The sequence below is a fragment of the Tumebacillus algifaecis genome, from assembly GCF_002243515.1.
GTDB lineage: Bacteria > Bacillota > Bacilli > Tumebacillales > Tumebacillaceae > Tumebacillus_A > Tumebacillus_A algifaecis.
This window is the reverse complement of record NZ_CP022657.1, coordinates 2,749,038-2,772,265: the sequence shown is the minus strand read 5'-3', so window position 1 is coordinate 2,772,265 and position 23,228 is coordinate 2,749,038. Positions and strand designations below refer to the sequence as shown.

21 protein-coding genes are annotated in these 23,228 nt (G+C 53.3%); 15 read left to right on the top strand and 6 right to left on the bottom strand.

Going from position 1 to position 23,228, the window contains the following annotated elements:
* Window positions 1-30: 30 nt before the first annotated feature.
* The gene (locus CIG75_RS11400) at window positions 31-825 is read left to right on the top strand and encodes a sporulation protein YpjB (RefSeq protein WP_094236773.1); all 795 of its coding nucleotides are present in this window, start codon (window positions 31-33) and stop codon (window positions 823-825) included.
* A gap of 15 nt (window positions 826-840) precedes the next feature.
* On the opposite strand, the gene CIG75_RS11395 is transcribed toward CIG75_RS11400, so the two are convergent.
* On the bottom strand, window positions 841-1,689 hold the full coding sequence (locus tag CIG75_RS11395) for a YitT family protein (RefSeq protein ID WP_094236772.1): 849 nt from the start codon (window positions 1,687-1,689) through the stop codon (window positions 841-843).
* 132 nt (window positions 1,690-1,821) lie between these two features.
* On the opposite strand from CIG75_RS11395, the gene CIG75_RS11390 reads away from it, so the two are divergent.
* Window positions 1,822-2,772 (top strand): CPBP family intramembrane glutamic endopeptidase, encoded by a 951-nt coding sequence (locus CIG75_RS11390; protein ID WP_094236771.1) that lies wholly within the window; start codon window positions 1,822-1,824, stop codon window positions 2,770-2,772.
* 46 nt (window positions 2,773-2,818) lie between these two features.
* On the opposite strand, the gene CIG75_RS11385 is transcribed toward CIG75_RS11390, so the two are convergent.
* Both CIG75_RS11385 and CIG75_RS11380 read right to left on the bottom strand, forming a co-directional pair.
* On the bottom strand, window positions 2,819-3,427 hold the full coding sequence (locus CIG75_RS11385; RefSeq protein ID WP_094236770.1) for a DedA family protein: 609 nt from the start codon (window positions 3,425-3,427) through the stop codon (window positions 2,819-2,821).
* 449 nt (window positions 3,428-3,876) lie between these two features.
* A complete protein-coding gene (locus CIG75_RS11380; protein WP_094236769.1) occupies window positions 3,877-4,929 on the bottom strand; it encodes a YkvI family membrane protein in 1,053 nt (350 codons plus the stop codon).
* Window positions 4,930-5,047: 118 nt separating this feature from the next.
* On the opposite strand from CIG75_RS11380, the gene CIG75_RS11375 reads away from it, so the two are divergent.
* Window positions 5,048-5,833, top strand: coding sequence for an undecaprenyl-diphosphate phosphatase (locus tag CIG75_RS11375; protein ID WP_094236768.1), 786 nt, complete (start codon window positions 5,048-5,050; stop codon window positions 5,831-5,833).
* Window positions 5,834-5,882: 49 nt separating this feature from the next.
* Here the strand turns inward: CIG75_RS11375 and ylbJ are convergent, their stop codons facing one another.
* Entirely contained in the window at window positions 5,883-7,154 is a 1,272-nt protein-coding gene (gene ylbJ / locus CIG75_RS11370; RefSeq protein WP_094236767.1) for a sporulation integral membrane protein YlbJ, read from the bottom strand.
* A 146-nt stretch (window positions 7,155-7,300) separates the two neighbouring features.
* Here ylbJ and CIG75_RS11365 point away from each other — a divergent pair, with 146 nt between their 5' ends.
* The 11 genes from CIG75_RS11365 (at window position 7,301) to CIG75_RS11315 (ending at window position 21,199) form a co-directional block, all read left to right on the top strand.
* Complete coding sequence (locus tag CIG75_RS11365; protein ID WP_094236766.1) at window positions 7,301-7,633, top strand: nucleotide pyrophosphohydrolase; 333 nt, start codon at window positions 7,301-7,303, stop codon at window positions 7,631-7,633.
* A gap of 21 nt (window positions 7,634-7,654) precedes the next feature.
* Entirely contained in the window at window positions 7,655-8,458 is an 804-nt protein-coding gene (gene dapB, locus CIG75_RS11360; RefSeq protein ID WP_094236765.1) for a 4-hydroxy-tetrahydrodipicolinate reductase, read from the top strand.
* Between the two features lie 17 nt (window positions 8,459-8,475).
* Complete coding sequence (gene mgsA, locus CIG75_RS11355) at window positions 8,476-8,877, top strand: methylglyoxal synthase (RefSeq protein WP_094236764.1); 402 nt, start codon at window positions 8,476-8,478, stop codon at window positions 8,875-8,877.
* 41 nt (window positions 8,878-8,918) lie between these two features.
* Window positions 8,919-10,133, top strand: coding sequence for a CCA tRNA nucleotidyltransferase (locus CIG75_RS11350; protein ID WP_157729521.1), 1,215 nt, complete (start codon window positions 8,919-8,921; stop codon window positions 10,131-10,133).
* A gap of 26 nt (window positions 10,134-10,159) precedes the next feature.
* On the top strand, window positions 10,160-10,576 hold the full coding sequence (locus tag CIG75_RS11345; protein WP_157729520.1) for an SseB family protein: 417 nt from the start codon (window positions 10,160-10,162) through the stop codon (window positions 10,574-10,576).
* 177 nt (window positions 10,577-10,753) lie between these two features.
* A complete protein-coding gene (locus CIG75_RS11340; RefSeq protein WP_094236761.1) occupies window positions 10,754-12,424 on the top strand; it encodes a hydroxysqualene dehydroxylase in 1,671 nt (556 codons plus the stop codon).
* Window positions 12,425-12,457: 33 nt separating this feature from the next.
* Entirely contained in the window at window positions 12,458-17,803 is a 5,346-nt protein-coding gene (locus CIG75_RS11335; RefSeq protein WP_094236760.1) for a protein kinase domain-containing protein, read from the top strand.
* Window positions 17,800-18,165, top strand: a complete 366-nt coding sequence (locus tag CIG75_RS11330) for a hypothetical protein (RefSeq protein ID WP_094236759.1) — start codon at window positions 17,800-17,802, stop codon at window positions 18,163-18,165. The genes CIG75_RS11335 and CIG75_RS11330 overlap by 4 nt, the downstream gene beginning before the upstream one ends.
* A 4-nt stretch (window positions 18,166-18,169) precedes the next feature.
* Window positions 18,170-18,499, top strand: coding sequence for a DUF3307 domain-containing protein (locus tag CIG75_RS11325; protein ID WP_094236758.1), 330 nt, complete (start codon window positions 18,170-18,172; stop codon window positions 18,497-18,499).
* A 143-nt stretch (window positions 18,500-18,642) separates the two neighbouring features.
* Window positions 18,643-19,770 (top strand): HD domain-containing phosphohydrolase, encoded by a 1,128-nt coding sequence (locus CIG75_RS11320; RefSeq protein ID WP_227874208.1) that lies wholly within the window; start codon window positions 18,643-18,645, stop codon window positions 19,768-19,770.
* A gap of 601 nt (window positions 19,771-20,371) precedes the next feature.
* Window positions 20,372-21,199 (top strand): metallophosphoesterase family protein, encoded by an 828-nt coding sequence (locus CIG75_RS11315; protein ID WP_157729519.1) that lies wholly within the window; start codon window positions 20,372-20,374, stop codon window positions 21,197-21,199.
* Between the two features lie 121 nt (window positions 21,200-21,320).
* Here CIG75_RS11315 and CIG75_RS11310 read toward each other — a convergent pair whose 3' ends face one another.
* A complete protein-coding gene (locus CIG75_RS11310; RefSeq protein WP_094236755.1) occupies window positions 21,321-21,836 on the bottom strand; it encodes an SRPBCC domain-containing protein in 516 nt (171 codons plus the stop codon).
* Window positions 21,837-21,933: 97 nt separating this feature from the next.
* The gene (locus tag CIG75_RS11305; protein WP_094236754.1) at window positions 21,934-22,269 is read right to left on the bottom strand and encodes an ArsR/SmtB family transcription factor; all 336 of its coding nucleotides are present in this window, start codon (window positions 22,267-22,269) and stop codon (window positions 21,934-21,936) included.
* 134 nt (window positions 22,270-22,403) lie between these two features.
* Here CIG75_RS11305 and CIG75_RS11300 point away from each other — a divergent pair, with 134 nt between their 5' ends.
* A complete protein-coding gene (locus tag CIG75_RS11300; RefSeq protein ID WP_094236753.1) occupies window positions 22,404-23,183 on the top strand; it encodes a class I SAM-dependent methyltransferase in 780 nt (259 codons plus the stop codon).
* The last annotated feature ends 45 nt before the right edge of the window (window positions 23,184-23,228 follow it).

Genomic DNA, 23,228 nt, shown 5'->3' with positions numbered 1-23,228 from the left:
TCCATATAGATGTGGTGGGAGGCGATTTTTATGTATAGGCGTCTGACTTGGCTGCTCGTCCTCTTTCTTTTGATCTTTGGAGTCGCACCTGTGCAGGCTGCAGCAGAGCTGGTGAATCCAATCACCTTGTACCAAGAGTCTGTCGAGGTTGAAAACATGATCAAGCAAGGGGAGAGTCCGGCGAAAGTGCTGACCGCTTTGGAAACATTGTCCGACATGTATACGCGCCTTGATCCGCGCAACATCCATCAGCGCATCGAAGGACAACAGGCGATTACCACCGAATTGATAGCGCTCAAGGCGATGTTTGCCGCTGTGAAAGGGCCGGAACAGGCGGTGGCAGAATACCGCATCCATCGGGTGACTGTCGCCTTTGACTCGCTGGCCTACCCAGCTTCGTCCGCTTGGCTGCCAGTGGCGCGTTCGATGGAGAACAATCTCGAGAAGCTGATCGAAGCGGTCGCCAAAGGGGATCAGAAGACTGCGCGGTTGATCATGACCAAGTTGCGGCAGGAACGGGATCAGATTGGGTTGGCTCTGCAATTGCACGGTAACCCCGCTGATCTGAACACGCAACAATCGGCTCATCGCTATGTCGAGTCGCAGTTGATCCCTGAGCAGGTGAGCGACAAGCAAGGCTTGCTAGACGCGCTCGGTGCGTATAAGGCATCACTTGGTAGCATGACCACACAAATTCAAACGGTTGAAGAACCGCCGTTTTTGCCGGTGCTGCAACTGACGCTCGACCCGATGATGTACGGAACGGCAGGGGTTCTCTTCCTAACTTTCTTCGGTTGGCGGATGTTTCGCAAAAAGAAAAACTAGGAATCCCTGGGACTCCTAGTTTTTCGTGTGTTTGAGTGGATGGAAGCCTTCGCCGAGCACGTCGTGGACATCATTGACGACGATGAAGGACAGTGGGTCGATCTGGCGGCAGATGTCATTGATACGTTTGATCTCTTCGCGTGAGACGACCACATAGAGGACTTGTTTGTCACGGCCCGTGTAGCCTCCGATGCCGTTTAACATCGTGGTGCCGCGCTCAAGTTGATTGTGAATCTCTGCGGCGATCTCGGTGCTCTTGTCGGAGATGATAAACATGGCGCGGGAGGTGGAAACGCCTTCGATGACCATATCGATGACGCGAGCTGCGACAAACAGGGCGACGAGCGAGTACATCGCCACATCCTTGCCGATGACGAAGGCGACGAGTGTGATGACCACGACGTCCATCATGAACAAGGAGCGGCCGATGCTCCAGCCAAAGTAGTGGTTGACGAGGCGGGCGATGATGTCAGCACCGCCGGTGGTGCCGCCAAAGCGGAAGATGATGCCCAAGCCGATCCCGCCTACGACACCGCCGTAGAGAGAGGCGAGCAGTTTGTCTTCCACGCCCATCGAGAACCAGCCGACTGTCAGTTCTGCAAATACGGAAACGGCGACAACGCCGAGGATCGTTTTCAACAAAAATTCGCGGCCAAAGCGCTTCCAGCCGATCAGAAACAACGGGATGTTCAAGACCAGGAAGGTCAGACCGAGCGGGATATCAAACAGATACAAACCAAGAATGGAGATGCCGACAAAGCCACCCTCTGCGAGGCCGTTCTGGATGATAAAGTTGTTCAAGCCAAACGTGAATATAAAGGCACCGACGAGGATACCGAGCGATTCGATCAGGTAACGTTGCAATTTGGTACCGCCTTTCTCCGGATGATAGTTCAATGAGGATGGTACTAGTGTACCTAGCACTGAAATTTCTAACAAGGTGGCTGGGAATAGACGCAATCTTGAGTTTTGAAAATAAATCAAGGAGGGCGGGGGATGAATCGAAAATTCGCGCGGAACGTACAGCTGACCGGGGCCATCCTGCTGGTCTGGGCATTTTTACAAGATGTCTTGCTCACGCTGTCAACGATGACTTTCGTCCGTGACGAGCAGGGCAAATGGCAAGTGCTCCTCCAAGCGGAAAAGATCGCGCCGATCTGGTCCCTGTTGGCTCTGCTGTTCGTGTTGCTCGGCCTGTTGGTGTTCATCGGCGGTTATGCGATCAAAACGCGCATCACAAAACCACAAAAAGCGGGTCGTAGCAGACTGACCCTGCGCGATCTGTCACTTTCGTTTGGCTGGGTCGGGTTGATGTTTTACGGGGGCGTGTTTCTGTACTATTTTGCTGTTGCTGACTTGATTCCCGATTGGTTTCGGACGTCACCTGGAGCCAGCGCTTTAGGTGGGGTGTCGATGCAGGTCGCAGCGATGCTGGTCATTCCGTTGTATTTTCGCAAGTCGTCTCATGAGGTCGGGTTGCAACGTCCGGTGATCTCGTGGAAAATGATCGGCTATGTCCTGATGTTTTTCATTTTCGTGTACGCGATGTCGCTTGCCACAACCACCCTTTCGGAGTGGGTGGGCATCGATACCAACTCGTACCGCGAGAAAAACATCTCGCAGGAATTGAACGATGCGAAAGCGCTCGGCATGTTGATGGCCATGTTGCCGCTCTTGGCGACGGCGGTGATTGCGCCGATCGGGGAGGAACTGCTGTTTCGTGGAGTGTTGCAATCGGTACTTACCGCCCGGTGGGGTGTCTACACCGGCGTATTTGGTTCGGCGCTCGCATTTTCACTCATCCACGCCGATCCGGTCTTGTTTCTCCCAATCTTCCTGATGGGCGTGTTATTCAGTGTCCTCTACCGGATCACAGGCTCTCTCTGGGCCCCGATCTGGCTGCATGCGGTCAACAACTTCATCGCCAGTCTCAATGACCTGTTGTGAGGGCTTGAGGACAGCAAAAAGCCTTCCCGAACTGCTGGGAAGGCTTTTACTCGACTTTGTTGCGCTTTTTGCGCAAATAGAACCAAATTCCGTAGAGGATTGCGCAGCCGACCACCACTGCCACGATCCAAAACATCAACTGGTGGGTTAACTCCGCCACCTTTGTCCAATGTACGCCAAGCAGGTTGCCAAGCGTGATGAAGGTCAGCGACCAGATCAAGCCGCCTGTGTAGGCATACACGGCAAAGGAAGCAAAAGGCATGCGCGACATGCCGGCTGTAAACGCGGTCACATGTCGGATGCCAGGAATGAAGTATCCGATCACCAGGACAAATTTTCCAAAGCGGTTGTACCAGCGATTGACGATGTTCAAGCGCTTTTCGTTGATTCCGACGCGGCGTCCGTACTTTTCGACGAGGGGCAGGCCAAAGCGAAAGCCTAACCAATAGGATGTGGAAATGCCCACGATGCTTCCAGAAATTGCCGTAGCCAACGTGGCAACATAGTTCATCGTGCCTTGAGAGACTAAGTAACCGCAATAGGTCATCAAGATCTCATCGGGGATCGGCAGGCCGACGATACCTAAAACCAACGAGACAAATAGACCGAGGTATCCATAGGTAGTCACGAGCTCTAAAACGGTTTCCTTGATCATGAGATGGCCAAAGGCACCACCCTTCTCTTGACAACATACCTGTTAAGAATGTCATATCATGTTAATCTGTCCAAGAAACTCTATGAGTGTCCGTATTTCCCATTATAGACCGAGAACATTTTCAGAACAACTGTATGATTGCTCGATGTTGTCGTGACCAGCTTATTGAACGGTTCTGTAAGTTTTATACGGTTCAGCAAAGTTGCGGAGCCATTCATAAGTCCCCGCCAACTAAACGGCGGGGACTTATGAATCCAGTTTGATTTCTAGCTCACGAGCTTTGGGTGGTCCGTGTACGTCATGAATCGGATGTTGCTGGCGGTGCTTTGAGCACGCAGCATGAGAAACGGATGGGCAGTGCCGGTTTGGACTTTTGGGATATAGATCGGCTGTATGTTCGCGGCCGCTACCTGGGAGTATCGAATGAGGTCATACCTGCCGAGCCCCTATCATTTTTTGAACGCGATGCGCCGTGGCCACAGCAACAGCAGCAATAACAGCAGACTGACGTAGCCAAAGACGGGATACAGGTAGTGCACGATGTTGGAAAATCCGATCTGGGCGACGAAGAATGCGGCGGTGAGAATGACGATGGTGATCAGCGAGCTTTGCGTGCTGTTGCGCGAATTGGTGAGTTGGGAGCGAAGACCAAACACGTTGGCGATCAAGGTCGAGTAGATTTCCCCCCACAGCGCCACGATAAACACTCCTTGCATCAGCGGTGAAAAGGTGGAGGATAGAAACCCCATCGGCACTTCATATTCGGCGATCAATGGCATTCGTGTTGACATCGCGTACTGGGCGCCGAGAAGCATGATACCGAGTCCGAGCGCGCCGAGCAGTCCGCCCAGTTGGAGCACCTTGGTGTTTTTCATCTCGCCGCCCATCGGCACGAGCACCGACACGGCAAGTCCCAAATTGAGCGCCGCGTAAGAGACGGCAGACAAGATCCACGAATAGTTGTGAATCGTGGTGGTGGGTGCGAAGGTCGGCTTGTACTCCGTTTGCATGAAGCTCTGTATGAAGATCATGATCACCACAAACAGCATCAGCGGCACGATGATCGTGTTGGCGGCCATGATGCCTTTCATGCCGCGCAGGATTGTCAGGTAAGTCAGTACCATCGTCAAGAGGACGCCGATCTGAAACGAAAGGTGCAATTGCTCTTCGAACAGCGCGCCAACACCTGCCAGCATTGCCACCGTGACGAAGAACAGCATCACCATCATCGCGACATCGATCAGGGTGGCGAGCTTCCTGCCGAACAGATAGGCGGTCATTTCGCGATAGGAGCGGGCGCGCAGTTTATGCCCAAGCATCAGCATTTGCACACCCACCCAAGCAAACAAGGCCACAGCGAGGAGGATGGCAGGGTAGGCCATCGGACCTAGCAAAGTAAAAAACTGCAAAATCTCCTGTCCGGAAGCAAACCCGGCACCGACGACCGTTCCGATGTAGGTAAAGGCGATTTGCAGAGAAAGTCTCAACTCGGTTCCATTCATAGCGGATTCCCCCCTTACTAGCAACCATATTATGAAAAACCTGAAATCATGCTTTTGATTGTACGAGCATAGGAGATATACAGGACAAAATACTGGTTTGTGTGAGGAGGGGAGGCAGTTGTCTCTTTGGGAGGCGATATTCCTCGGAGTGGTACAAGGCCTGACCGAATTTTTGCCGATCTCAAGCTCGGGTCATCTGGTCTTGTTTCAACGGCTGTTCGGTCTTGAGGAAGGAGCCTTAACCTTTGATATTCTGCTGCACTTGGGCACCTTGCTCGCCGTCTTTGCCGTCTTTTGGCGTGACATTCGTGAGTTGATCAAGAACCCGTTTGGCAAGATGGGTCGCCTGATTCTCGCAGGTTCGGTCCCAACCGCTTTGATCGGCTTCCTGTTCAAAGACTATTTTGATGCGGTCTTCGCGTCGGGGAGCACGATCGGCATGGAATTTATCATCACCGGATGTGTGATCTGGTGGGCCGACACGGTGCGCAAAGGCTTCAAAAAAGAGCGCGAGATGGGCTATGTGGACGCGTTGCTCATCGGGACGCTGCAAGGCGCTGCGATCATGCCAGCGCTGTCACGCTCGGGACTGACGATCATGGGGGCCTTGATGCGCGGCCTCGACCGGGAGTTTGCGGCCAAATTTTCATTTCTGATGTCAATCCCCGTCATCATTGGTGCTGGAGTGTTCGACCTGAGCGATGCGATCGAGCAGGGGATGACGATCGGCGCGACGGAGATCATCGGCACGTTGACCGCAGCGGTGGCCGGCTATTTTGCCATCAAGTACATGATTTCGTTGATCGTCAAACGCGGAATGCGCATGTTCGCCTGGTATGTGTGGCTGCTCGGTGGCTTGATCTTGCTCGACCAACTGTTCACACAGTTCTTGTTCAAGTTTTAACGGCACGACAAAACCCCTTTCGGACGAAAGGGGTTTTGTCGTGTCAAGCTTAGCGCCGCTCAGAGCGGGAACTCCACGCCACGAAGCGCGCGCTTTTAAAGAAATGAATGGTCAATGCGAGCAAGATGACAGCGCCAAAGATCAGGAACCAGTTTTTCAGTACGATTAAGGAAAGTCCCCAATGTTGCATGCTCGGGTCGGCGACCGCTGCCAACATCGGCATGATCGGTGCGAACACTTCGGTGGCAGTCTGACCCCAACCCATGTTGTAGAAAATCAAGGTGAGCGCACCTGCCAGCACCGCGTGTAGGAGGCGGGCCACCACGTAGGGAGTCATGCGGATGTCGGTACCGGTGAGCACAGAAGCGACCTGTGCATGCACGGACAGACCGGACCAAGCGATGATGAAGGAGACGATGATCAACTGTTCGATCAGCGGCGCGCTCGTTTGTGCGGCCATCGCTGAACCGATGTCAATTTCGAAAATGCCGGCGACAAACGATTGCACGAGACCGAGATCGAGACCGATCATGCGGAAGATCATCTCGATCGGCAGGGCCAGAATCGGAACGATACCGGAGAGGGACAGCACTTTGAACAGCACGGCGAAAAAGATGATAAAGCCACAAATCATCAGCAGAGTTTTCACCGAGTCATTGACCGCATCGCCAAGCAGTTTGCCAAGCGTGCGCCCGTCTTCTTCGCGAGCGCGCATCATTTCACCGAACGAGCGTTTGAAAATGTTACCCTTCACTTTGTCGGCGCGGACGATATCCGCTTCGATGTGGCGATGTTCGGAGCGCACTCCGTAGAATTTAAAGGTGATGCCCACCAGCAAAGCCGATATGTAATGGGCGATAGCAAGCAGCATCCCGAGCTGCGGCGAGTGAAACATCCCGACTGCCACGGCGCCAAACATAAAGAGCGGATCGGCCGTATTGGTAAAGGCGAGCAACCGTTCCCCTTCAATCCGGGTACACAGTTTGTTCTTTCGAAATTTGGACGTGATGACCGCATCCATCGGGTAGCCGGCGGCCAGGCCCATCGAAAGGGCGAACGCACCGACTCCTGGTACGGAGAACAGCGGGCGCATCAGCGGTTCGAGCAACACTCCGAGCGCATGCACGATGCCTACGCCGAGCAGCAGTTCGGAGAGGATGAAGAACGGCAAGAGGGACGGGAAGACAACGTCCCAGAAGAGCTTTAACCCATCAACCCCGGCTTTGAACCCTTCTTGCGGGTACAACACCAAGGACAAGGTCAGAAAGACGACCACGGTGGCCAAGATCGTTGTTGACGAACGCTTCGGCGCAGTGGACATTGTGAGCCTCATCTCCTTTTTCATGTCAAAATACGGACTACCCTTACCCATTCATATGGACGACCCGCCTGCATTATGAACGGATTCGTCCATCGGGGAAAGTTATGGTACTCTATAAAAAAGATCAAGTTGAGGAGGCAAGGCGTATGGCAGACCTGACAATCAAAGAGATGCAAAAAGATGTAGATGACTACATCTCACAATTTAAAGAAGGTTATTTTCATCCGATGACTTTGGTCGTGCGGTTGACAGAAGAACTGGGCGAGCTCGCGCGCGAGGTCAATCACACGCACGGTCAGAAACCGAAGAGAGCGGAAGAGGCGGACGGTTCGATCGCGTTGGAACTGGCAGATATGATCTTTGTGATCACCTGTATGGCCAATTCGCTTGGTATCGATTTGGAGGAGGCGCACCGCGCAGTGATGCACAAGTTCAACACGCGCGATGCGAATCGCTGGACGCGCAAGGACGCGGAGTAAGGAAAGGGGAACGAGATTGAGATGGCAGAAAAAATTCGCGTGGTCGTCATCGGTGCCAAAGGCCGGATGGGCCGCGAAACGGTACAGGCAATTTTGAAAGATGAGGAGTTGGAATTGGTCGGAGCTGTCGATCGGACGCTGGACGGCGTGTCGGTCTCGGACGTGCTCGGCGTCGATGCGGGCAGCGTGCAATTTTCCAACGATGTGGAGAAGACTCTCGTCGAGACGAAGCCGGACGTGATGGTTGACTTCACGACGCCTGCGGTGATGAAAGGGAATATCGACAAGGCGATTCAGTTCGGCGTAAGACCTGTCGTCGGCACGACGGGGATGACACCCGAGGAGATCGCAGCTTGGGATCAGGCTTGTAAAGAGCGAGGAATCGGCGGGGTGATCGCTCCGAACTTCGCGATCGGAGCCCTTTTGATGATGCGCTTTGCGGCCGAGGCGGCCCGCTTTTTGCCGCATGTGGAGATCATTGAGATGCACCACGATCAGAAGTTGGACGCGCCCTCTGGCACGGCGATCAAGACGTTGGAGTTGATCAGCCAAGCGCGGGAACAGATGGGACAGGGCCATCCGAACGAGCATGAGAGCATCGCAGGCGCGCGCGGTGGTGAAATCGAAGGCATGCGCGTGCATAGTGTGAGATTGCCAGGCTATGTGGCGCACCAACAGGTGATCTTCGGCGGCCTCGGGCAGACGCTGACGATTCGCCATGACTCGATCAACCGCGAGTCGTTCATGCCGGGCGTTGTTCTGTCCTGCAAAGAAGTCATGAAATATGAGGGCATGGTCTACGGTCTGGAAAACTTGCTCTTTTAACGGACGGAGGGGTCCCGATGAACATCGCACTAATCGCACATGACCGCAAGAAAGAGACCTTGATCAATTTTGTGATCGCCTATCAGCATATCTTTGCCAAAGCGACCCTGTATGCGACCGGCACGACAGGGCTGCGCATTCATGAGGCGACAGGACTTACGATCAATCGATTCCTGTCCGGACCGCTAGGCGGAGACCAGCAGATCGGGGCATTGATCGCTGAGGACCGCATGGACCTCGTGCTGTTCTTCCGCGACCCGTTGATGGCCCAGCCGCATGAGCCGGACATCCTCGCTTTGCTCCGCCTCTGCGACGTACATGACATCCCGGTCGCCACCAACATGGGCACTGCAGAAATTCTTGTCAAAGCGCTCGACCGCGGCGACTTGGCATGGCGTGAAAGTCGTCAGCAAAGCTAAGCGAGCGGGGAGCGCGACGAATGGGACAGGGGGGTGATGTTGTGGATCGGACGGAAGCTGTGGCTTGGCAGGTGGTGGAGGCGCTCGAGCAGGCCGGGCATGAGGCGTATCTCGTCGGCGGCTGCGTGCGGGACAAACTGTTACAACGGCCGATTTACGACTATGACATCACGACCTCGGCCCGACCGGAAGAGGTGTTGGCTTTGTTTCCGCACACGCTTCCGATCGGTATGAAGCACGGAACTGTCACGGTGTGCGAAGCTGATCTTCAATTCGAAGTGACGACCTTTCGAACGGATGGTGAGTATAAGGATGGGCGGAGACCGAGCGAAGTGGTGTTTGTCCGTTCGCTGTTGGACGATTTGGCACGCCGTGATTTGACGATCAACGCGCTGGCATTGGGGCGGGACGGGACGTTGCACGATCCGTTTGACGGGCAGTTAGACCTGTTGGAGAAGCGGATTCGAGCGGTTGGCGACCCGTTGCTGCGCTTTGAAGAGGACGCGTTGCGCATGCTTCGCGCCATTCGGTTTGCTGTGCAACTGCAATTTGTGATCGAAGAGGAGACCTTGCAGGCGATTCGCGAGGAATCGTACCGCTTGCGGCAGATCTCTCGCGAGCGCATCCGCGAGGAGTGGCACAAAATGTTGCTGTCCCACCCGGACACGGCGCTCGACCTGCTCCGGCAGACAGACACCTTGCGCTCTATTTTCTCCCGCCCCACGTTAGCGGTCGCGCGATGGGAACGCGCCGCAGCATGGACGGCGCTGTCTCCACCCGACCTCGCGCTTCGTTACTGCTTGATTTTTTTCGCCATCGAAACGGACGAGCCGCGCATGGAAAAAAATCTGCAAGGACTCAAACTGTCCACCGCGCTGAAACGCGAGATTCGTGAACAGTACGCCTTGCAAGCGGAGTCGCCCGTCGATTGGAACGACCTGCGCTGGCGCCAGCTCTTGTTCACGCATGGCTATGGTGCGATCTGGCGTAAATGCTTGCTCTACGCTGTCATGCACGACGCACAGCGGCTCGATTACTGGACCGCCCTCGCCGAAGAACACCGCAAACGCCAGCCGATCTGGGGAACCTCAGATCTTGCCCTCACCGGACTTGATCTGATCGCTTGCGGCATCGAGGAAGGCCCGCACGTCGGCCAGTGGCTCAAACGACTCGCCCAAGCGGTGCTGCAAGATCCGTCGAGCAACGATAGCCAGACGCTCTTGCAGCTTGTGCAAAGCGGGCAGGTTGTTGAGTAACGCAAAGGATCGAAGGAGGCTGTCGCTTGGACGAGAGCCATGAACATGTTGTTGTCCCATTGGATCAAGCTCTGCTGCAAGCCCAACAAGACCCCAAGCTGGAGCCGCACTTCTACCGTCAACTGTTTCAATCCAACCTCTACGTGCTCGGGCACATAGAAAGCGCGCGCATCGAGGAAGACGGCACCGTCTGCCCAAGTGACAATTCGACGATCTACCTCACACATTTTGAGGTCGGCGGCGAGACGGTTCTTCCTGTCTTCTCAGCTTCTGACCACCTGCGCAGTCTGTTTGACGCAGAGCCCACCTGTATCCTTCTCCGAGCCACCAACATTTTCGCATCGGCAACGCCAGACGTCAAAATTGTGCTCAACCCAGGCACTGCGGTCGGGAAAGCGTTTACCCACGCCGACATCCAAACGTACCTCAACGGTTCCGACTAGTCGCTTCAGCTCCTCCTTGCGGGGAGCTTTTTTCTGTCGTGATGACTACTTTCTACAAAAATCCACTTAACCTGACAAATTTATTATTTAGCATCTAGCCGTTTGATGATATAAATAGAGTGGGGTTATTAGGTTTCTTCTCCAAGAAGAACTAATGAAGGGAGATCATTCCACTTTATGAATCAGAAGAGTTCGACCAATAAAAAAGTTGTGATCTTTGGCGGCGGAGTCGCCGGGATGACGGCCGCGCATGAACTGATCCAGCGCGGATTTGATGTTGTCGTCTATGAATACAAACACATTGCTGGTGGAAAAGCGCGCAGCATCCCGGTGTACGGGTCGGGTAAAGAGGGCAGAAAAGACCTTCCCGGCGAGCATGGGTTCCGTTTTTTCCCTGGATTCTACAAACATGTGACCGATACGATGCAGCGCATCCCTTATATCGACCGAAACGGCAAAGAAAAAACGGTCTTTGACAACCTCGTCCACGCCCCGCGCATGGGACTGGCTCGGTATGATTTGCCGCTGACCGAGTTTGTCGCCAACTTTCCGACTTCGCTTGACGATGTGATCGACATCATCAAATCGATGTTTGACGCGGACCTCGGTCTGTCGATCGACGAGATGGAACTGGCCGCTTCGAAACTCTGGCAAATTATCACCTCTTGCCACGACCGCAAAGTACAGGAGTATGAGCAGATCCCGTGGTGGGGCTTCATTGAGGCGGAACAGCATTCTGAAGCTTATCAGAAGCTGTTCACGGCGCTTACCCGCACGCTCGTCGCCGCCAAAGCGCATGAAGCGAGCACGAAAACGGTTGGCAACGTCGGTGCTGAACTGATTCTCGACATGATCACGCCGGGCATGAAAAACGACCGCGTGTTAAACGGTCCGACCAACGATGTCTGGATCGATCCGTGGCTTTCCTTCTTGCGCGAACAAGGGGTCGAGTACCGCCTAAATGCAGATGTGACCAGCATCCACTGTACAGATGGCGTGATCACGGGTGCGACAATCGTCGAAAACGGTGTCAAACACGAAGTGACGGCCGACTACTACATTTCTGCGCTTCCGGTCGAAGTGTTGGCCAGCCTGCTGACCGATGAGATGCTCTTGGCCGACCCGACCTTATTTTTCCTCAAACAATTGTCGCTGTCGGTGGACTGGATGACCGGCATGCAGTTCTTCTTGACAGAGCCTGCACCGATCATCGAAGGCCACGTGTTGTACATGGACTCGCAATGGGCGCTCACCTCCGTCTCGCAGGCCCAATTCTGGCCGCACATCGACATGCGTCAATTTGGCGACGGCAGAGTGGTCGATATTCTCTCCGTCGATATCTCCGACTGGAACATGCCAGGTCTAAACGGGTTGACTGCGATGGAATGCGACTACTTGCAACTGCGCAATGAAGTGTGGGCCCAGTTGAAACAGAGCTTGAACCACGGAGATGAAATCCATCTGCGTGACGACATGATTCATACCACATTCCTCGATCCAAACATCGCCTTCATCAACCCGCGCGACAAGATTAACCTCGAACCGTTGTTGATCAACAAAGTAGGCACTTGGACGCAACGCCCGGAAGCGAGCACCACGATCTCCAACCTGTTCCTCGCCTCCGACTATGTCCGCACCAACACCGATCTCGCGACGATGGAAGGGGCGAATGAGGCGGCTCGCCGCGCTGTCAACGCCATTCTCGACACGGCAGAATCAAAGGCCAAGCGCTGTGAAATCTTTGAGATGTATGAACACAAACTGTTCAAGATCTGGCAAAAACATGACCAAGAGCGCTTCGATAAAGGACTGCCGTGGGACGGCAAAACAATTTTGCACATCTTTTAATTTCGTGTCAGACATACATAAGGGGGGAGTGCTATGTTTTCGATCGCAGGGTACCGCATTCTTGGGCAGATTGCCGAGGGCAGTAAATCGTTGGTCTATCGCGGTCGCAACGTGCAGTCTGGGCAGACCGCAATCATAAAGGCGATGAAAACGGAATACCCCCCTTTGCAGGAAGTCGTCCGTTGGAAGCGCGAGTATGAAATTGCCAGCAGTCTCGATTGCGACGGAATCGTTCGGCCCTTGGCGCTGGAGACGCGGGGTAACGGCGTCGTGCTGGTGCTGGAGGATTTTGGCGGTGAGTCGTTGAGCGAGCTCATGCAGCAGAAGCGGCTGAACTTGCACCAATTTCTCGACATCGCCATATCGCTTACCGAAACGCTACGCTTTTTGCATCAGCAGCAGATCGTCCATAAAGACATCAAGCCGCATAATATTATCGTCGCGCTGGAAAAGGGCATCGTGAAACTGACCGATTTTTCAATCGCCTCCCTTTTGATCAGCGAGAAGACGGAGATGATCAACCCCACGCTGCTCGAAGGCACGCCCGCCTACATGTCACCGGAGCAGACTGGGCGAATGAACCGCGTCACCGACTATCGGACCGACTTTTATTCGCTTGGCGTGACCTTTTATGAGATGCTCACCGGGCAGTTGCCGCATGTGGCGCAAGACCCGGTGGAACTGATCCACTGCCAGATCGCCAAGCGGCCACAAGAGCCCTATGAGTGGAACATCGGCATTCCAAAGGCCATTTCTGACATCATCATGCGCTGTCTTGCCAAAAACGCGGAAGACCGCTACCAAAGTGCATATGGTCTGAAAGCAGACTTAGAAATCTGCCGCCAACGTTTGCAGAAGTATGGTGTGATCGGTGAGTTTTCAATCGGTGAGCAAGATCAATCGGAAATCTTCCGCATCCCGGAAAAATTGTACGGGCGCGGTCAGGATATCGCAGCGATGCGTACCTCCTTTGACCGTGCCGCGCAGGGCACGAGCGAATTGTTGCTCGTGTCCGGTTTTTCCGGCATCGGCAAGTCCTTTTTTGTCCATGAAATCCACGCTTCGGTCGTCGCGGAGAACGGTTTTTTCATCAGCGGAAAATTTGACCAGTTCAAGCGCCACATTCCGTACCACGCGCTGATTCTCGCGATGAAAAACTTGATGAACCAACTGCTCACCCAAAGTGAAGAGGAGATCACCCAGTGGCGCGACAAAATTTTGCTTGCGCTTGGCAACAACGGTCAGGTGATGACCGACGTCGTCCCCGAGCTGGAACTGATCATCTCCAAACAGCCTGACGTGCAAAAACTGCCGCCCGAAGAAACGCAAAACCGTTTCCAACTGACCATGCAGAAGCTGCTCAGCGTTTTTTGCAAGCGCGAGCATCCTGTGGTGCTCTTTTTAGACGACCTGCAGTGGGCCGACCCGGCCTCGTTCACGATGATCGACTATTTGCTGAGCGACCCGGCGACCGCGTATCTTCTGTTTATCGGCGCTTATCGCGACAACGAAGTCACCTCTGGCCACCGTCTGATGCGGATGCTGGATGGACTGCGCCAAAAGCAGCGCCCTTACCGACAGATCACGCTGCGCCCACTGAGCCCCGAGCATATGGGCGATCTGCTCGCCGACACGCTCGGTAGTACAGCGGAGCAGGCGGCTCCGCTCACTCGGCTCGTTTTGCAAAAGACGAACGGCAACCCGTTTTTCGCCCGGCAATTCTTGCAGGCGCTGTATGCCCAAAAGATGATCGCCTTCGATTCGGCGCTCGGACGATGGACCTGGGATGCACCGCGCATCGAAAATGCGGACATCACCGACAATGTGGTCGAGTTCATGCTGCAAAAGATCAAAGGATTGCGGGAGAATACCCAGCAGATGCTGCAAGTCGCCGCCTGTATCGGCAGTTCCTTTGATCTGCATACGTTAGCACAGACAGTCGGGCTTTCGAGTCACCAAGCGGCCGACGAACTCTGGCCTGCCCTGCAAGAAGGCTTCCTTGAACCGATTGGCACCGACTACAAATTTCTCTACAGCTTTGGTCGCGCCGAAGGTGAGGACTTATCTGTCTCCTTCAAATTTCTCCACGATCGCGTCCAGCAAGCGGCCTATGCCATGCTGACGGAGGAGCGACGCCAAGCGGTGCACTTGCAAATCGGACGTCTGCTGCTCGCCCGCACGGGAAAAGTGGAACTGGAAGAGCGCCTGTTCGATATGGTCAACCACCTGAACGAAGGGGTGGAGCTGATCCAGATCGGGGAGGAGACTTTAGAGCTGATCGCCCTCAATCTGACGGCTGGACAGCGCGCCAAAGCTTCCATCGCCTATGATCCAGCCCTGAAATACCTCTCGCAAGGAATCGATCTGCTGCCCGCTGATGCTTGGGGGCAGCAGTATGAGTTGACGATGCAACTGTATTTGGAGTGTTCGGAAGTTGAGTACCTGTGTGGCAACTTGGAGCGGGCCGAACAGCTTTTCGACCTGATCCTCGCCAACGCCAAGACGAGGCTGGAGCAGGTCAGGGTCTACAACATCAAAACCCTGTTGCTGATCAACCTGGGCGAATACGAAGAGGCGATCAAGCAAGGACTGCAGAGCATTCGCATGCTCGGCGTCAAACTTTCAGATGAGGCAGGACCGATCTCGTTCCTGCTTGAAGTGATCAAAGCGAAATGGAACCTGCGCAAGCGCAGCCACGAGGAATTGCTCAACCTGCCGCTCTTGAAAGATCCGTATTGGGACGAGGCGATGAAGCAGATATTCAACATCGCGACCGCGTTTTATTTTGTGAATCCGGAGCATTTCGCCATGCTCAATCTAAAAGTGCTGAACATGACGGTCAGGCATGGCAATTCGATCGCGTCCAGCATCGCCTATGGCGGCTATGGTGTACTGCTCGGCACGATGCTTGGCGATGTCGAAAATGGCTATCGATATGGGAAGTTGGCGACGGAGCTCAACGACAAATACTTTGCACCGCTCAAGCACAAGAGCGACTTTTCTTTTGCACTGTTCACGATGCATTGGAAAGAACACCTGCAAGCCTGTGCCGAGATGTTTCGTCAAACCCACCAGCGCTCGCTGGAGTCGGGCGATCTGATTCAAGCTTTTTTCTCGGCCTTGCAGATGATTAACTGCATGGTGATGCACGGTGCGCAACTGGACGCCCTCGATCGCGAAGTCCGCACCTATCTCGATTTTGCCAAGCGGTCTAAGATTCATGACCATGTCAGCAATTACCTGATCTTAAAAGCGTTCGTACAAAATCTGCGCGGACGCACCGACAGTCTGCTCAGTCTGTCAGACGATGATTTTCAGGAAGAAGCCTATCTGGAGCGGTTGAAAACGGAGGCAGGGCTGCATCAGCTCAACTGGTACTATTTTGTCAAAGCGAAGCTGTGTGTGCTGTACGATCGTCCATCTGAGGCGGTGCGACTGTCCTGTGAGGGGGAGAAGATTATTGCCGCCTCGATGGCTCAGCCGCACGTACCCGAGCATTATTTCATCTATTCGCTGGCGATGGCAGCCGACTACGGGAACGTGTCCCCAATAGAGCGGCGCGCCTATTGGAAACAGCTCAAGAAAAACTGTCGCAAGTTGAAAAAATGGGCCCGATTTGCACCGCATAACACCGAGCACAAATATTTGCTCGTCAAAGCAGAGATGGCGCGAATCGCGAACAACGACCAGCGGGCGATGACGCTGTACGACCAAGCGATCGAATCGGCAGAACGGCATGAATTCCAGAACAATGTCGCGCTCGCCAATGAATGCGCGGCCAAGTTCTACCTATCACGCACCAAGCATAAGATCGCAAAGATGTATATGACGGAGGCCGTGTACGGCTACCTCAAATGGGGCGCGGTGGCGAAAGTCAAGCAGCTTGATCAAGCGTATCCGCATCTTTTGGCGACCCGTTTTGAGCATGAAGCGTCGCTCGAAGTGGCGGCGACAAGCGTGGGGAGCTTCAGCACAACAGGTGGTAATTCGGTGCAGAAGATCGATCTGATTACCGTGATGAAGGCAGCCGGCGCGATCTCGGGAGAGATCGTGTTAGACAAATTGCTCGAAAACATGATGCACATCGTCGTCGAAAACGCGGGGGCGGAAAAGGGCATTCTGCTGATCGAGGCGGAAGGCGGTCTGTTGATCGAAGCGGAACGGACAACAGGTGACAACACGGTGCGCGTTTTGCAAGGCACGCCATACCGCGATAGTCCAAATCTGGCAACTTCTGTGGTCCAATATGTCAGACGGATGCGCGAAGCGGTCGTGCTGCATGATGCGATGGAGGCCGACATGTTTGCCAAAGATCCGTACATCCTGCAAAACAAACCGAAGTCGATCCTCGGCATGCCGATTTTGAATCAGGGCAAGCTCGTCGGCGTGCTCTATCTGGAAAACAACCTGACCACCCACGCGTTCACCTCCTCGCGTCTGGAAGTGATGGGCCTGCTGTCATCCCAGATCGCCGTCTCCATCGAGAATGCCAAACTGTACAACCAACAGGTCGAACTGAATCGGGCCTACGGGAAGTTCGTTCCACACCAGTTTCTGCGCTTTTTGGAGAAAAAGAGCATCATCGACGTGCGGCTCGGCGACTACGTGCAAACGGAGATGTCGGTGCTGTTTTCTGACATCCGTTCCTTTACCACGCTGTCGGAGCAGATGTCGCCAGAGGAGAACTTTAAGTTTCTCAACGAATTTTTGAGCCAGATGGAGCCTGCGATCACCGAAAATCACGGATTTATTGATAAGTTTATCGGGGATTCGATCATGTCGCTTTTTGATCAAGGAGCGGATGATGCGGTGCGTGCCGCTTTGTCCATGCTCAAGCGCCTCTCCTTGTTCAACGCAGCGCGCAGGCGGGCGGGGCAACAGGAGATCGGGCTTGGCATCGGGATCAACAGCGGGCTGTTGATGCTTGGAACGCTGGGTGGCGACAACCGGATGGATTCGACTGTCATCTCCGATGCGGTCAACTTGGCTTCACGCGTGGAAGGACTGACCAAGCGGTACCGCGTACAGCTGTTGATTTCAGAACAGACGTTGTCGCGCCTGCAAGACCCAGACCGTTATCAGATTCGCATCATCGACCGTGTGAAAGTGAAGGGCAAGACGGAAGCGGTTTCCGTCTATGAGGTGTTTGATGCCGATCCACAGGTCGTCAGGGATGGGAAGCAAAGCACCAAGCCGATTTTTGAACAAGGTGTTCGGTTGTATCAGGAGCAGGAGTTCGTCGGGGCCAAAGCGCTCTTTGACGAGTGTTTGCGTCATAATCCACATGACCAATCGGCCCAGGTCTATGTCGAGCGCTGTGTGCATTGTCTGGAATTTGGATACGACGAATATTGGAGCAACGAGGGAGCGAAAACATGACCAGTGCAGCGAAAAGCATGTTCGTATTTGGCATTTACCTGTTAATTCTCAGCATGAGTTGCCTCATTTGGCCAAATACGGTGATTGAATTGATCGGAATCGGAGTGCCGGGCGAAGCGTCGGTGTTCATTCGCTTCTCTGGGATGATGGCTTTGTTTTTAGCCTTGTATTATTTTATGGCAGCGCGCAGGGAGCATAGGGAGTTCATGTGGTGGACCGTGTATACACGTCCGCTGGTGTTTGCCTTTTGCACGGTGTTTGTGCTGAGCGGCGCCTTTCCGTCCATCGCGGCCTTCGTCGGTGTTTTTGATATTGTGACCGCATGCTGGACCTACCTCGCGCTGCGAGCAGCAGGGGCGTAGGCGGATGGAATGGTTCATCGGTCATCTGGTCGGGGACTACCTCTTGCAAAACGACTGGATGGCGTACAACAAAAAGCAGAAGACGCTAAAAGGTGAGATCGCCTGCAATCTGCATTGTCTGATCTGGACACTGAGCGTCTTGGTCTTTACCGGCTGGTGGGATTGGCCGCATTTTCTGTGGGTGTACGGAACTCACTACCTGTTGGATCGCACCGGTCTTGTACATTGGTATGTGAATCGAATCAATCGGGGGAAGCCCCTGCCGTGGCTGTATATCATGACAGATAACGTGTTGCATCTTTTGACTTTGTATGTGCTGGATAAGTATGTATAACTTTATCCTTTAAGGAAAATGTGAATCATTCGTTAAATAAAACTATTCAGATTGAAGGGGGACATGGTAAACTAAGGAAGGAGTAATTTCCGATTATTTCAGTTGATGGGAACGATAAGGTGTGGTGGAACATGGGAGGCCCTTTGCTGACAGTACGAGTAGATTTAAATCCAGAGGAAATGCTCAAGATTATCTTTGATTATATTGCGAAGATCACAGCGGAGAAGCGGTTGAGTCACATTTTGATGCTGATGGCCGACATGGGGCGCGAGATGATCATCGCCGACCGCTGTACCTTGTGGCTGCATGATGAAGAGCGCCAAGAATTGCGGACAACGGTGGCGCATGAGGTGGGGGAAATTCGCATTCCGGTCGACTCGGGCATCGTTGGACACACGATTCGCACCGGCCAGCCGATCATCATTGATGACGCCTATCAGGACGAGCGCTTTAACGCGGTGGTCGATCGCCAGACTGGATATCGCACGAGATCGATTTTGGTGATCCCGATTCGGGATAAAGAGGGCAAGGTGATGGGAGCATACCAAGCGATCAATAAGATGACGCCTGCTGGGAAGTTTACACAAAAGGATTTAGAACATCTGACGCTGGCGGCGTACTATTCGGGCAAATCGTTGGAGTCGGCGATGTTGGCACAGGAGATCGAAGAGGCGCAAAAAGAAATCATTTTTACGATGGGCGAAGTTGGAGAGTCGAGATCGAAAGAGACGGGGAACCATGTCAAACGGGTTGCAGAATATTCGAAGATTTTAGCGTTGCACTACGGTCTGAGCGAGGAAGAGGCGGAACTGATCAAGACGGCGTCTCCGATGCACGATATTGGCAAGGTCGCCATTCCAGACTCGATCCTCAACAAGCCCGGCAAGTTGACGGCAGATGAATATGAACTGATGAAAACACATACGACGATCGGCTATCATCTATTAAAAAATTCGAAGGGCCGTATTTTGAACGCTGCGGCGACGATTGCGATCGAACATCATGAAAAATGGAATGGGACAGGCTATCCCAAAGGATTGCAAGAGGAGCAGATCCACCTGTATGGTCGCATTACCGCCATCGCCGATGTGTTCGACGCCTTGGCAAGCGACCGTCCCTATAAAAAAGCTTGGGAGCTTGACCGGATTCTCGGACTGTTCCGCCAAGAGCGCGGGGAGCATTTTGATCCACAGCTTGTGGACGTGTTTTTCGAGAGTTTGGATGAGATTCTGGAAGTACGCGAGAAGTATGGTGACCATTTCAATTCCTGAGCAGAAAAAGCGACCCAGTCTCACCATGACGGGTCGCTTTCCGTTATTTTGAATAACGCTCCGAGATCCAAGCGGCTCCGATTCCTAAAGAATAGCAACTGATTGCCAAAATGGTGACCAGCGCCGTATCTTTTACGATCAGGCCAGAATCGATCATCCGTTTGTTGAAAACTAACGTAACAAACAGACCGATCCCCATGAGCAGAAGAAGGGGGAAACTGCCCTTTTCCACCAGCAGATGGTGCAGGATCGTGATGATTGCAGAAAAGAGAAAAGGAACTCGTCAGCCGAAGCCATCAAGTTCCAATCCTCTAAGTGAGATAAAATAGATTGCCGTAGCAACACTTTGATTATACTATTGAGAAATATTTTTGTAAACAATTGAGGAATAATGATTTCTCAAAGTGTTGTTCTGATCGAAACTCCGTTTGAATTTTGGGCTACGCAATGCCACAATTTTCGAAGGTAGCGAGAGTGAAAAAGGGATCGGGGTTTTGTTGTGTTTCCAGTCGGTTCAACTCAAAGTCTAAATCTAGGCAGGTTAGTTTGATAAGAAATGGTATAATAGTTGAATGAGGCTGAATGGCTGGGAGGTAGTGCTTTGAAGATCTTATCATTTTCTGACTTGCATGTAGATTATAACAGTACCGAATTGAATCGCGAATTGACACAAGAGATTGCCGACTGCATCAAGGAACATGCCCCCGACCGAGTGATCGTGGCCGGTGATATGGCCGGTGGTGCAGAGCGTTGCATTCGATACATTGAAGAGATTCAGGAAAAGTCGGGCGTACCGCTCTCCTATGTGCCAGGCAACCACTCGATCTGGGCGACGCGCGACAACGGCGATTCGTGGAAGCAGTACAATCTATTGCGCGACCATGAGTCGTCTCTGATCGATAAACCGCTCCTCTTGAACGAAGAGTGGGTGCTGGTTGGCGACATGGGTTGGTACGATTACACACACGGTCTGGAACACAAGACGCGGGCTGAGATCGTGAAGGATAAAAATATGATGTGGAAAGACAGCGTGATGGCGCGTTGGGGCATGGAAGATGAGGAGTTGACCGAACTGATACTGGAAAAGCTGCGTGGGCAGTTTGAGCAGTTTCAGGATCGAAAGGTCATGTTTGTGAATCACTTCATTCCGTATGCCAGCTACGTGCCGCTCTCCAAGCGACCAGAGCATCCGATGGGCAAGGTGTGGAACTTGATCCGACCGTTTATGGGCTCGACGAAACTTGGCGAACTGCTCGATCAGTACGCGCATGTCGAGTATGTCATCTTCGGACACAAACATTGGCGCCACGGGATGGAAGTGCATAACGGCAAGAAGATCATTTGCAACCCGCTCGGCTATGTCAAAGAGTGGGTGACCGATGATTTTGCAACAGAGATTCGCAGCGCTGCGACAGTGATTGAACTGTAAGGTGTGCGCAACAACAGCAAAGGCGAGCAAAACAAGAGAACCGAGCGTCTGACCGACTCAATGAGTGGATCAGCTACTCGGTTCTCTTTTTCATGCAGGCAAATCGATCAGCCGCTTTGGACTACTTGGTTTGCACACTCGCAAGGTATTCGGTGAGTTGGTTGAACGTCCCGGCAAAACCTTGTTGAATCCCGCCGCGCATCGACTCGAACGTTTGACGTTCTTCCTCTGTGGCGTTGACCGGGTATCCCCGCATCGTTAACGTCGTTTTGCCATCGTGCTCTTCGAACGTCAGCGTATTCAGGATTTCCAGCGGCCAAGTCGCGTTAAAGGGAGCGCGTACCAGATTGCCTTCCGCATCGGAAAAAGAATTGATGAAGACGAGTTTCTCAGGTGCAACCATCTCTTGAAAAACAAACTTGCCCCACATTTTTTGGCCGTCAGGGGTTTGCTGGCTGTAGTGGAAGACACCACCGGGACGGAAATCGAACGCGGCGACTTCCATTTTGAAACCTTTCGGCCCCCACCAATGCATCAGATGTTCCGCTTCGCTCCACACTTTAAATACGAGCTCCCGCGGTGCATCAAAGGTGCGCGTGAGCACCAGTTCATTGTTTGATTCCATGTTTTCAGACATCGTGATCCCTCCAAATAAGTGTTGTCTATAGTTGTGTACAAAAAAAGAAAACGGAACGACCCTCCTTGCAAAATGTGTGGTCGTACTGCGAGCAAGACTATTTGTCGTCGTCAGGTTCCTGATCCTTACCTTGCAGTTTGTTCAGATAATCGTCCAATTGGTTGAAACGATCTTCCCAGACGCGGTGAAAAGTCGCCAGCCAGTCGTCTAACACTTGGAACGGCTGGGGACGAAGTTTGTAGATTCGCCGGTTCGCGATCGGGTGTACTTCGACAAGTCCGGCTTCGCTCAGTACGCGCAGATGTTTCGATACCTGTGGCTGGTGAAGTCCAAGACGATCCGCGATCTCGCCTACGGTGAGCGGGCGATCGCGTAAAAGCTCGACAATGCGTAGGCGATTAGGCTCGGCGAGAGCAGTCAGAGTCGAATGCATATCAGTAATATACCCTAAAGAGAATATTCTTATCAAGGAATATTCTTATTCGAATTTTCGATAACAAGATATCGAGTTTCAATAACCGAGATCGGCGATGAGTGGATAGAATGGAAGCAGGAGGTGTTGTGACGATGAAACAACAGGAGGAAGCAAAGGCGCTGGTGCAAACGCAGTTTGGGAAGAATGCGGCGCATTATGTGCAAAGTGAAGCGCATGCGAAAGGCGATGATCTCGGGCTATTGATCGAATGGCTACAGCCGCAAAAGCGGATGAAAGCGCTAGATATCGCAACGGGTGGAGGTCATGTGAGCAAGGCATTAGCACCGCACGTGGGGCAGGTGGTGGCTTGTGATTTGACACGTGAGATGCTTATGGCCGCGTCGAATCATCTGTCGGAAGCAGGTTGTGAAAATGTGTGTTTTGTGCGAGGAGATGCGGAGGATTTGCCTTTTGTGGACGGTGCATTTGATGTGGTGACCTGCCGGATTGCGCCACACCATTTTCCGAATCCAGAAGCATTTGTGAATGAAGTCGCACGAGTGTTGAAAGCGGGCGGACAATTTGTGATGATCGACAACGTGGTGCCGCCTGTGCCGGAGCTTGGGGTGTGGCGCGACCAGATTGAGAAACTGCGCGATCCAAGCCACGTGCGCTGCTTGAGCGTGGAAGAATGGCAGGCACTGTTTGCAAAAGCGGGCCTGTCCGAAGTGCAGAGCAGAGTGCGGCGCAAGACGTCCCAGTTTCTCCCGTGGATGGAGCGCATGTCCTGTACCGATGAGCAGGTGCGGCAGACGGAGGCATTCATCCTCGCTGGCGACGAGACCTGGAAACAGTATTTCAACATCGTTGTGGAGGGTGGCCGAGTCAAGTCGCTGGAGATTGAAGAGTGGATGGTACTGGCGAGGAAGTGACAGGAAAGCGTCACATTTGTGGATCGGGTCGTCCGGTCTGACAAC

Excerpts from the sequence above, each read along its gene's own strand:
- CIG75_RS11400 (WP_094236773.1), top strand. The coding sequence starts at position 31 with ATGTATAGGCGTCTGACTTGGCTGCTCGTCCTCTTTCTTTTGATCTTT.
- CIG75_RS11390 (WP_094236771.1), top strand. The coding sequence starts at position 1,822 with ATGAATCGAAAATTCGCGCGGAACGTACAGCTGACCGGGGCCATCCTG.
- CIG75_RS11385 (WP_094236770.1), bottom strand. The coding sequence starts at position 3,427 with ATGATCAAGGAAACCGTTTTAGAGCTCGTGACTACCTATGGATACCTC.
- CIG75_RS11380 (WP_094236769.1), bottom strand. The coding sequence starts at position 4,929 with ATGAATGGAACCGAGTTGAGACTTTCTCTGCAAATCGCCTTTACCTAC.
- ylbJ (WP_094236767.1), bottom strand. The coding sequence starts at position 7,154 with ATGTCCACTGCGCCGAAGCGTTCGTCAACAACGATCTTGGCCACCGTG.
- CIG75_RS11365 (WP_094236766.1), top strand. The coding sequence starts at position 7,301 with ATGGCAGACCTGACAATCAAAGAGATGCAAAAAGATGTAGATGACTAC.
- dapB (WP_094236765.1), top strand. The coding sequence starts at position 7,655 with ATGGCAGAAAAAATTCGCGTGGTCGTCATCGGTGCCAAAGGCCGGATG.
- mgsA (WP_094236764.1), top strand. The coding sequence starts at position 8,476 with ATGAACATCGCACTAATCGCACATGACCGCAAGAAAGAGACCTTGATC.
- CIG75_RS11340 (WP_094236761.1), top strand. The coding sequence starts at position 10,754 with ATGAATCAGAAGAGTTCGACCAATAAAAAAGTTGTGATCTTTGGCGGC.
- CIG75_RS11335 (WP_094236760.1), top strand. The coding sequence starts at position 12,458 with ATGTTTTCGATCGCAGGGTACCGCATTCTTGGGCAGATTGCCGAGGGC.
- CIG75_RS11330 (WP_094236759.1), top strand. The coding sequence starts at position 17,800 with ATGACCAGTGCAGCGAAAAGCATGTTCGTATTTGGCATTTACCTGTTA.
- CIG75_RS11325 (WP_094236758.1), top strand. The coding sequence starts at position 18,170 with ATGGAATGGTTCATCGGTCATCTGGTCGGGGACTACCTCTTGCAAAAC.
- CIG75_RS11310 (WP_094236755.1), bottom strand. The coding sequence starts at position 21,836 with ATGTCTGAAAACATGGAATCAAACAATGAACTGGTGCTCACGCGCACC.
- CIG75_RS11305 (WP_094236754.1), bottom strand. The coding sequence starts at position 22,269 with ATGCATTCGACTCTGACTGCTCTCGCCGAGCCTAATCGCCTACGCATT.
- CIG75_RS11300 (WP_094236753.1), top strand. The coding sequence starts at position 22,404 with ATGAAACAACAGGAGGAAGCAAAGGCGCTGGTGCAAACGCAGTTTGGG.